Raw genomic sequence first — 9,370 nt, forward strand, 5'->3', positions numbered from 1 at the left:
GGACCGCATGGCCGGGAAGGACGCACCGCCCCGCTGGGACCGCAAGATGCAGCAGCGGCTGGCCCGCGGTGAGGCGGCCGCCCTCGGCGAGCTGTACGACCGCTTCGCCTCCCTGGTGCACAGCCTCGGTCACCGCGTCCTCGGTGACGAGCAGGCCGCCGACGCCGTCACCCGCGAGGTCTTCGCGCACGTCTGGGAACACCCCGAGACCTACGACCCCAAACAGGGCACGCTGCGCTCCTGGGTCGCCGCCGTCACCCACCGGGTCGCCGTGCAGCGGCTGCGGGACCGGGAGGAACGGGAGCAGCCGCGGCACGAGGAGCGGGAGAGCACGGTCCGCCGCGCCTCCGTCGCCGCCCGCGCCGACTACATCGCCCACTCCATGCCGGCCCCACTGCGCGCCGCCCTGGACCTGGCCTACTTCCAGCGCCGTGACTACCGCCAGACCGCGGCCGACCTCGGCGTCACCGAGGACGAGGCACGCCGGCGGCTGCGCCTGGGCCTCCAGCTGCTGTCCACCGCCCACGACACCGGCACACCGCCGGGATACCGGGGTGCGGTGTGAACGGGGCGGACCGGTTCGACGCACACGACGAACCCCACGAACACGGAGCACAGGGCCGACCCGGCGGGCGCGACGGGCGCGACGGGCGCGACGGCCGTGGGGCCGGCGGGGGCGGTGGCTCCGGGGACGTCCCGCGCGCGGCCGGCGGACCCGGCCCGGCACCGGCCCCGCGCATACCCACGCCCCGCACCTCCGTGGAGGACAGTGGACTCCCGCTGCCCGACCTCGCCGACCTGGGGGACCCCGCACCCGTGCCGCTCGACCTGTCGCACGACGTCCTGAAGTCGCTGCTCGGCGCCTGGGCGCTGGCCGCCTGCTCCGCGGCGGAGACGGCGGCCGTCGAACACCACCTGGGCGGCTGCGGCAGCTGCGCCGACGAGGCCCGCCGGCTGCGCGAGGCGGTCGGCCTGCTGCACCAGCCGGAGACCCTGGACCTGGACCCGGCATTGCGCACCCGCGTCCTGGAGAACTGCCTGAGCCGCCGGCCGCCGCGCATCCCGGTGCCCGAATGGGCGGCGCCCTACGACGCGGAGACCGCGCGGCTGGACGCGCTGCTCCAGGACTTCGGCGACGCGGAATGGCACGCGCCGGTGCGGCTGCGCTGGTTCGAGGCGGACACGCCGACGAGCCGTCGTACGACCGTCGCCGGGGTGATCGCGCACCTGCTGTCGGTGGACGGGATCGTCGCGACCGCGCTCGGCCTGGAGGATCCCCTGACCGGTGTCGCCGGCGCGGCGGAACGGGGCGCCGGCGGACCGGCCGGGCGGACGGAGGCGTACTGGCGGGCCTCGCACTTCCCGCCGACGCGCTCGGTGCGGGGGCCGTGGCGGGAGCAGAGCCACAGCCTGGTGCGCACGGTGTCCTTCACCGGCGGCCACGCGGGCGGCCTGGAGGTGTCCTACGGCGACTTCGCGCTGCCGCTGCACGACGCCATGCTGGACCGCGCCTTCGAGTGCTGGGTGCACGCCGAGGACATCGCGGAGGCGGTGGACTACCCGTACGAGCCGCCGGCGCCGCGCCACCTGAACCGGATGATCGACCTCGCGGTCCGGGTGCTGCCGACGGTGCTGGCCGAGCGCCGCCGCGCGGGCCTGTCCGCGCCGGGCCGCCGCACCCCGCACCTGGTCCCGGCCGGCGCGCCCGGCCGCAGCCTGCGCCTGGAGATCGAGGGCTCGGGCGGGGGCGAGTGGCTGATCCCGCTGGACTCACCGGCGGCCCAGGGCTCCGCGGACCTGGAGGTGGCCCATGTCGCCCTCGACGGCGCGGAGTTCTGCCGGCTCGCGGCGGGCCACGTGCCGCCGGCGGAAGCGGCGGCCGGCCAGGTCGGCGACCGGGAGGCGATCAGGGACGTCCTGCTCGCGGTGGCCTCGCTCAGTCGGATGTGAGCGCGGGCCGGGCCGCCCGACCCCCTAGTCGAACACCACCGTGCGGCGCCCGTTCAGCAGGATCCTGCGCTCCGCGTGCCACTTCACCGCCCGCGCCAGCGCCTGGCACTCCACATCGCGCCCGACGGCCACCAGCTGGTCCGGCGTCACGCCGTGCCCGACCCGCTCGACCTCCTGCTCGATGATCGGACCCTCGTCGAGGTCCGCGGTGACGTAGTGCGCGGTCGCGCCGATCAGCTTCACACCGCGCGCATGCGCCTGGTGGTAGGGCTTCGCGCCCTTGAAGCTCGGCAGGAAGGAGTGGTGGATGTTGATGATCCGGCCGCTCAGCTGCTTGCACAGGTCGTCGGAGAGGACCTGCATGTAGCGGGCGAGGACGACGAGTTCGACCTTCTCCTCGCGGACGATGTCCAGCAGCCTGGCCTCGGACTCCGCCTTGGTGTCCTTCGTCACCGGGATGTGGTGGAAGGGGATGTTGTAGGAGCCCACCAGCTCCTCGAAGTCGGTGTGGTTCGAGACCACGGCCACGATCTCGACCGGCAGCGCGCCGATCCGCGCCCGGAACAGCAGGTCGTTCAGGCAGTGCCCGAACTTGCTGACCATGAGCAGGATGCGCATCTTCTGGTCGGCGCGGTGGATCTGCCAGTCCATGTGGAAGGAGTCACCGATCGCGGCGAAGCTCGCCCGCAGCTTGTCCACCGTGACCGGCGCCTCGGCCGAGAAGTGGACCCGCATGAAGAACAGTCCCGTGTCATGGTCGCCGAACTGCTGGCTGTCCTCGATGTTGCAGCCGGTCATGAACAGGTAGCTGGACACGGCGTGCACGATGCCCTTTTTGTCCGGGCAGGACAGCGTGAGGACGTACTGGTCGGCCGGCGCGGCGACGGAAGGGGCGGACTGATCGGTCATGCGCTACAGGGTCCCACACCGGCCCGCCGGGACGGGCGGCCGTCCGCTACGCGGACCTGGTGAGGATCCGCAGCACCTCCAGGGTCTTCGGCGGCGCGTCCGGGTCCTCCTCGTCGCTCACCGACATGCGCACGTGCGCGTCCCTGGCCGCGCGCACCGCGTCCGGCCAGCCCGGGTGCTCCATGTACACGGCGACCGGCGCGTCCGGGCCGACCTGGTGCATGATCCGCAGCACCCGCAGCACGGCGGTGTCGACCAGCGCCGCCTCCTGCGAGTCCCGGAATATGGTGCCGACGTACTTCTCGGCCGACCAGTTGTCCAGCCAGGTGTCCTCCACCAGCCGGTACACGGCGTCCGTGACGTCGCCGTAGCCGTCCGTGCCGGCCAGCCAGACGTCCCGCTGGAACACGGGATCGGAAAGCATGTGCAGCGCCGAGCGCACATGGCTGCGCCACCGCCACCACGGCATGTCGTTCAAGGGCATGCCGCCCATGGTGGAGGAGCGACGGCCGCGACGGGAAGTGTTCTCCGAACCTTGCACGGTCATCGATCGTACGTTCCGTGGGCCGCGGGCCCCACACACCCCTGTAATTCACCCGCACGTCACCTTCCGTCGACCGACGGTCACTCCCGGGTTAGTACTGTGAGGGAATCGTGCGGATGCATGACCGGCAGGCGACGCACGCGCAGTAGCTCCCTCCCCGCCCTTCCCCGCCCCGTCAGGGCCACCGCCCTCGCCGTGGGCGCGGTGGCCCTCTGTGCGTCCCTCACCGCCGCGTGCGGGGTCGTCCCCGGTGCCACGGGGGGCTCCGGGGACGACCCGGTCAAGGTGATGACCTGGGCCCCGCAGGACACCGACGCCACCAACAAGCCGGGCATGCCCGCGATGGCCCGCGCCTACGCGAAGTGGGTCAACGCCCACGGCGGCATCGACGGCCGCAGGCTGGAGGTGCTGACCTGCAACGACCACAACGACGGGGTGGGCGCCGCCAAGTGCGCCCGGCGCGCGGCGGCCGAGAACGTGGTCGCGGTCGTCGGCTCCTACAGCCAGTTCGGCGACTCCTACCTCGCCCCGCTGGAAGGCGCCGGCATCCCCTACATCGGCGGCTACGGCGTCACGAACGACGAGTTCACCGGCGCCATGTCCTACCCGGTCAACGGCGGCCAGCCCGCCCTGCTGGCCGGTCTCGGCAAGGCCCTCGCCGCCGAGTGCGGACGCGTCGCGCTGGTCCGCCCCGACAGCATCGCCGGCGACGAGCTGCCCACGATGCTCGACTCGGGACTGAGGGCGGGCGGGCACCGGGACGCCGGCGACCAGCTCGCCGCGGAGGACGCCACCGAGTACGGCGGCCAGGCCGAGCGGGCGCTGCGGTACGCCACCGGGGACCCGGCCCGCAAGGGCTGTGTGGTGCCCGCGCTCGGGGACCGCACGGACACCTTCATGGACTCCTTCCGGCGGGCCCGCGCGGACTTCCCGGACGTGCGCACGGCGACCGTGCTCGGCAGCGTCGACCAGACCGTGATCGACGCCACGGGCGGGGCGACGGGACCGTACGAGGGCGCGTACATCACCGGCTGGTACCCGGTGGCCTCCGACCCGCGCTGGGACGCGATGAAGAAGGTGATCAACGAGGAGGCCTTCGGCGACAACCGCATCGACCCCGCGGACGCCGGCGTGCAGACCACCTGGATCGCCTACACCGTCCTCAAGGCCGTCCTGGAGAAGATCGGCGACCGCGAGGTGAGCGCCGACACCGTGCGCCACACCCTCGACGACGGCCTGCGGGTCTCCACCGGCGGGCTGACCCCGGTCCTGCACTGGCCCTACGAGGGCAGGCTGGCCGCCGTCGGCTTCCCGCGGCTGGTCAACGCCGACGTCACGCTCCAGGTGGTGCGCGGCGGCAGGCTGGTCGCGGCCCGCGCGGACACCGGCGGCACCCACGGGGCCGCCGACCTGACCTCCACCTTGGAGCATGCGGACGTGCCGTGACGCACCCCGGCGGCCGGGCCCGTCACGGCACCGGCCGGCCGGCCGGTCACAGCTGGGTGGGCTGGCGCTGGGTCAGTCCGTATTTCTGCGCGATCGTGTTCCACAGCGCCGCCGCCTTCGCCTTCTGCGCGCTGGCGGTGCCGCTCTCCCGGTTCCCGGCCTGGGTCTCCCCGGTGGTGCGGGCGTGCCCCTTGTGGCAGACCCTGCGGTTCTTGGCCTGGTCGGCCCAGGCCGCGTAGTGGTTGTCGGCGGCCGCGGACGCCTGCCAGGCCTTGGTGAGCGCGTCCGTCAGGCCGGCGTTGCCCGGCAGCTTGTCCACGGACAGCTTGCCGAGCCGGGTGACCAGCTCGCCCCGCTGTCCGGCCGCGTCCCGCAGGTTGCCGGCGGCCTGGTCCAGGTTGTCGCACCGCTTGACGTCGGCGACGGCCTGGATCACCGAGGACCGGCTGCTGCCGCTGTCCGCGAGCAGCCGGTCCAGCGCGACCGCCTGCTGCCGGGCCGGGTCGGCGGCGGGCGAGCCGGAGGGCTCGGTGGCGGCCGGGGACGAGGCGGCCACCGTCTGGTCGGCACCGCCCTTGTGCTTGTCGCTCCCGCCGCTCAGCAGCGCGCCGGCGCCGACGCCGAGCACGACGATGCCCACGCCGACCGCCGCGAACAGCGGCACCCGCGACCGGCCGCCGCGCCGGCCGCCGCCGTCGTCGTCGTCCGGCCCCGCGTCGTACGACGGCTGTGCCGGGCGGTACGGCGCCTGCGCCGGGCCGGGATAGGCATCCGGCTGCTGGACGCGCGGGAGCTGCTGGGTGGACCCGGCCGGGCCGTCGCCCCCCGGGCCGCCGCGGAAGAGGTTGTCGAACTCGGCGGGCGGCTGCCGGTCCGCGCCCTGGGCCGGGACCTGCGGCTGGGTCTGGGTCTGGGCGGCGTAGGGCGGGATGTACTGCGTGGCCTCCGCGTCGGACGGCGCGGGGGCGGTCTGCCGGGGTGTCCGGCCGAGGTAGCGCGTCTCCTCGCCGCCCGACTCCGGGGGCAGCGCGCCGGCCGCGACGGGCGGTATGTACTGGGTGGCCGCCTCGCCGGCGCCGGCCGGGACCGGCGGCAGGAACTGGGTCGCGCCCTCGGCCGGAGCGGCCTGTACGGGCGGTATGTACTGGGTGGCCGCCTCGCCGGGGCCCGCCGGGACCGGCGGGAGGAACTGGGTCGCGCCGTCCGCGGCCGGGGGCAGCGGGGCCCCCGCACCCGGGTGGGCGGGCGGCAGCGGCGCGCCGGGCGCGGGCTGCGCCCCCGGGTACGGCTGCTGGTGCGGCGGTTGCTGCTGGTAGGGGTCGGGCGCGCCGAAGCCCGGCTGCTGGGCGGCGCCGTAGCCGCCGTAGGAGCCGTCCTGGCCGCCGTAGGCCGGTGCCTGGCCGCCGTACGCCGGGGCCGGTGCGCCCTCCGGGGGCAGCGGGCCCGGAGCGGCGGCGGGCGGGGGCTGCGCCTGGCCGCCCCACTGGGGGGCCTGGGCCCAGCCCTGGTCCTGGGCCTGCTGCTGGGCCTGGTGCTGGCCCTGGTGGTGGCTCTGATCCTGGCCCTGGTGGTGGCCTTGGTGCTGCCCCTCGTCCTGCCGGGGCGTCTGCTGCCCGGGGCCCCAGGAACCGCCCCAGGCCTGCCCGCCGGCCGGGCCGGCGGGTGTCGCGGTCATGCCCGGCAGCAGGGGCTCGCCTCCGTCGGAAGGCAGCACGATGCCTTCGCGCGCGGGCCGCGCCGAGGGCTCCTCGCCCTGTCCACTCTGCGTCACCGGGACTCCTACTAATGGGGGACCTTGTGAATCGTCGGCTCACGCTACCGGGTCCCCCGAGCCGCGTGCCACGCAGCTCGGAACGCGGCCTCCTTCCCTGTGACAGCGGTAACAGAACCGTTCCGCACCGCGCAGTTGACGGCACCCGGTGCACCCGGGTGCCGTTTCCCTCCTGTTCACGCCCCCGCGGGGCAGGTGTTCACGCGGCCTGCTGGAGATCGAGGCGGGCACCGAACTCCCGGACCACGGCCTCCTCCCGGAAGGGCTCCAGACGCTGCTGGAGGTCCTCCAGGTACTCGGCGCCCCGGTTGGAGCGGAGCGTCTCCAGCAGCTCCACCGCCCTCATGCCGGTGGTGCAGGCCTGCTCGACCTCCCGCTGCTGCACCTGGGCCGTGGCGAGCAGCACGTAGCCGATGGCGCGCCGGCGGGCCCGTGACGCGGGGTGGCCGGCCAGCGCCTGCTCGGCGTACCGCGCCGCCTGCTCGGCCTCCCCGAGGTCGCGGTGGCAGTGCGCCAGTTCGTCGGCCAGGTAGGCCTCGTCGAAGTGCCTGATCCACACGGGGTCGTCCCCGGCGGCGCCGTCCGCCCGTTCCATCGCGTCGACCGCCCGCCCGGCGGCCGCGTGCGCGGCGCGCACATCGCCGAGCAGGGCGTGCCCGCGCGCCTCGGCGGCGTGGAACATCGCCTCCGCGCGGGGGGTGACATGCCCGCGCGCCCCCTCCTGCGCCGCCCGCGCCAACTGGGAGATCTCCCGCGGGTTGCCGAGCTGCGCGGCGAGGTGGCTCATGGAGGCGGCGAGGACATAGCCGCCGTAGCCGCGGTCCCCGGCGGCCTGCGCGAGCCGCAGCGACTGGATGTAGTACCGCTGGGCGAGGCCCGGCTGGCCGGTGTCGACGGCCATGTACCCGGCCAGCTCGGTCAGCCGGGCGACGACGGCGAACAGTTCGCGGCCGACCGCCTCCCGGTACGACCCGGCCAGCAGCCCGGAGACCACGCTGTTGAGGTAGTGCACGACGACCGGGCGCACATGCCCGCTGCCGTACTGGTGGTCGAGATCCACCAGCGCCTGCGTCATGGACCGCACGGCGGCCACGTCGGACGGGCCCACCCGGGGGCCCGCCTGCCGCGCGACCTGGGCGTCCGGTGCCGAGATCAGCCAGTCGCGGCTGGGCTCGACCAGCGCGGAGGCGGCGACGGAGGACCCGGACAGGAAGTCCCGGCGCCCCACGTCGCTGCGCCACAGCTCGCAGACCTGCTCGATGGCCCCCAGCACGGTCGGCGAGAACTGCAGACCCACGCCCGAGGCGAGGTTCTTGCCGTTGGCCATGCCGATCTCGTCGATCGTGACCGTGCGGCCGAGCTTGCGCCCGAGCGCCTCGGCGATGACCGCCGGGGCCCGGCCCCGGGGCTGCTGGCCACGGAGCCAGCGGGCCACGGACGTCTTGTCGTAGCGCAGGTCGAGACCGTGCTCGGCGCCGCACATGTTGACCCGCCGGGCCAGCCCGGCGTTCGAGCACCCCGCTTCCTGGATGAGTGCCTGCAGCCGTTCGTTCGGCTGCCTCGCCACGAGAGGCCTTGCGGCCATGTGCTTACCCCCTGCGTTGCGATCCCCTGGAGCGTGGAATTCCGGTCGGAAGGATCCGGCCGAGACGATCCGTTCGGGACGATCACTGCCCCGCTGACATACCGTCAATGCACGACATGTGCGGTTTGCCGGGGTAACACCGGATGCCACCCCACCCCTGACTACCCGTCTCACGCCCCGTCTCCTCCCACGCGCCCCCTGACATGCCCCCATGCGCCCCGACTGCCGAATCGATGCTCCTCCCCCGCGCGCGGTGCAGCCGTAACCCCGGGTGGGTGCGGGAGTTGAGTGGAGCGTGGAAGAGACGATCGCGGGCGCCCAGAACAGTCAGATGACCGGTCACATTCCGCAGCAGCGCGGGGAAACGCTGCTGGAGACGGCCGTACGGTACGCCGAGGAACGGCACTGGGACGTGTTCCCCGGCACCTGGCTGGAAGCAGTCGACGGGACGCAGCGCTGCTCGTGCGGCGACGCCTCCTGCCCTGCGCCGGGTGCGCACCCCGCGCGCCCCGACTGGGCGACCCAGGCGACCGGCAGCGCGACCGTCGCGCGCCGGATGTGGCAGAAGCAGCCGACGGCGTCGATCCTGCTGCCGACCGGGCGGACCTTCGACGCGCTGTCCGTCCCGGAGAGCGCGGGGTTCCTGGCGCTCGCCCGGATGGAGCGGATGCAGCTGACGCTCGGCCCGGTCACCCTGACCCCGGACCGGCGGATGCACTTCTTCGTCCTGCCCGGCGCCTCCGCGAAGGTGCCGGATCTGGTGCGCACCATCGGCTGGTCACTGTCGTCACTGGACCTGGTGACCCAGGGCGAGGGCGCGTACGTGGCCGCGCCGCCCACGCGGTTCGGGTCGCGGGGGGCCGTGCAGTGGGCCCGCCGGCCCACACCGGCGAACCGGTGGCTGCCCGACGCGGAGGAGCTGATCTCACCGCTGGCCTACGCGTGCGGGAGGGATCGGTAGCCGTCGCCCACTCGTCCGCCGGGCCGTTGTCCGTCGGCGCAGCCACCGGCGAAGAGACCCGGCGGACGAGTGGGCACTCAGTCCCCGAGCAACCCGTCGAGGAACGGCGACACCGCACCCCGCCAAGCCCCCGGCAGGTCGTAGTGCGCGAGGTGCCCCGCGTCCGGCACCTCCGCGTACTCCCCGCGCGGCAGCACCCGCACC

The 9,370-nt window shown here is 74.4% G+C and carries 8 protein-coding genes and 1 pseudogene; 4 read left to right on the plus strand and 5 right to left on the minus strand.

Annotation, left to right across the window (positions count from 1 at the left end; genetic code table 11):
• Positions 1 to 7 precede the first annotated feature (7 nt).
• Both IE312_RS30405 and IE312_RS30410 read left to right on the plus strand, forming a co-directional pair.
• The gene (locus IE312_RS30405; protein ID WP_189985483.1) at positions 8 to 565 is read left to right on the plus strand and encodes a sigma-70 family RNA polymerase sigma factor; all 558 of its coding nucleotides are present in this window, start codon (positions 8 to 10) and stop codon (positions 563 to 565) included.
• Entirely contained in the window at positions 562 to 1,950 is a 1,389-nt protein-coding gene (locus IE312_RS30410; RefSeq protein WP_229900615.1) for a zf-HC2 domain-containing protein, read from the plus strand. The genes IE312_RS30405 and IE312_RS30410 overlap by 4 nt, the downstream gene beginning before the upstream one ends.
• A gap of 24 nt (positions 1,951 to 1,974) precedes the next feature.
• Here IE312_RS30410 and purU read toward each other — a convergent pair whose 3' ends face one another.
• Positions 1,975 to 2,859: a formyltetrahydrofolate deformylase gene (purU, locus tag IE312_RS30415; RefSeq protein WP_189985485.1), complete on the minus strand. Its 885-nt coding sequence runs from the start codon at positions 2,857 to 2,859 to the stop codon at positions 1,975 to 1,977.
• Between the two features lie 46 nt (positions 2,860 to 2,905).
• The gene (locus tag IE312_RS30420) at positions 2,906 to 3,406 is read right to left on the minus strand and encodes an SCO4402 family protein (protein ID WP_189985486.1); all 501 of its coding nucleotides are present in this window, start codon (positions 3,404 to 3,406) and stop codon (positions 2,906 to 2,908) included.
• Positions 3,407 to 3,523: 117 nt separating this feature from the next.
• On the opposite strand from IE312_RS30420, the gene IE312_RS30425 reads away from it, so the two are divergent.
• Entirely contained in the window at positions 3,524 to 4,849 is a 1,326-nt protein-coding gene (locus IE312_RS30425; RefSeq protein WP_189985487.1) for an ABC transporter substrate-binding protein, read from the plus strand.
• A gap of 46 nt (positions 4,850 to 4,895) precedes the next feature.
• Here IE312_RS30425 and IE312_RS30430 read toward each other — a convergent pair whose 3' ends face one another.
• On the minus strand, positions 4,896 to 6,620 hold the full coding sequence (locus IE312_RS30430; protein WP_189985488.1) for a hypothetical protein: 1,725 nt from the start codon (positions 6,618 to 6,620) through the stop codon (positions 4,896 to 4,898).
• A gap of 199 nt (positions 6,621 to 6,819) precedes the next feature.
• Positions 6,820 to 8,205: an NsdA family TPR-like regulatory protein gene (locus IE312_RS30435; RefSeq protein ID WP_189985489.1), complete on the minus strand. Its 1,386-nt coding sequence runs from the start codon at positions 8,203 to 8,205 to the stop codon at positions 6,820 to 6,822.
• Positions 8,206 to 8,500: 295 nt separating this feature from the next.
• Between IE312_RS30435 and IE312_RS30440 the strand changes: the two genes are divergently transcribed.
• Positions 8,501 to 9,166 (plus strand): bifunctional DNA primase/polymerase, encoded by a 666-nt coding sequence (locus IE312_RS30440; RefSeq protein WP_189985490.1) that lies wholly within the window; start codon positions 8,501 to 8,503, stop codon positions 9,164 to 9,166.
• A 77-nt stretch (positions 9,167 to 9,243) separates the two neighbouring features.
• Here IE312_RS30440 and IE312_RS42525 read toward each other — a convergent pair.
• Positions 9,244 to 9,370: pseudogene (locus IE312_RS42525) on the minus strand (alpha/beta fold hydrolase); the annotation flags it as partial.

Origin of the sequence: Streptomyces capoamus (genome assembly GCF_014654935.1) — a bacterium.
In the GTDB taxonomy this organism is placed as follows: Bacteria; Actinomycetota; Actinomycetes; order Streptomycetales; family Streptomycetaceae; genus Streptomyces; species Streptomyces capoamus.

Excerpts from the sequence above, each read along its gene's own strand:
- IE312_RS30405 (WP_189985483.1), top strand. The coding sequence starts at position 8 with ATGGCCGGGAAGGACGCACCGCCCCGCTGGGACCGCAAGATGCAGCAG.
- purU (WP_189985485.1), bottom strand. The coding sequence starts at position 2,859 with ATGACCGATCAGTCCGCCCCTTCCGTCGCCGCGCCGGCCGACCAGTAC.
- IE312_RS30420 (WP_189985486.1), bottom strand. The coding sequence starts at position 3,406 with ATGACCGTGCAAGGTTCGGAGAACACTTCCCGTCGCGGCCGTCGCTCC.
- IE312_RS30425 (WP_189985487.1), top strand. The coding sequence starts at position 3,524 with ATGACCGGCAGGCGACGCACGCGCAGTAGCTCCCTCCCCGCCCTTCCC.
- IE312_RS30435 (WP_189985489.1), bottom strand. The coding sequence starts at position 8,205 with ATGGCCGCAAGGCCTCTCGTGGCGAGGCAGCCGAACGAACGGCTGCAG.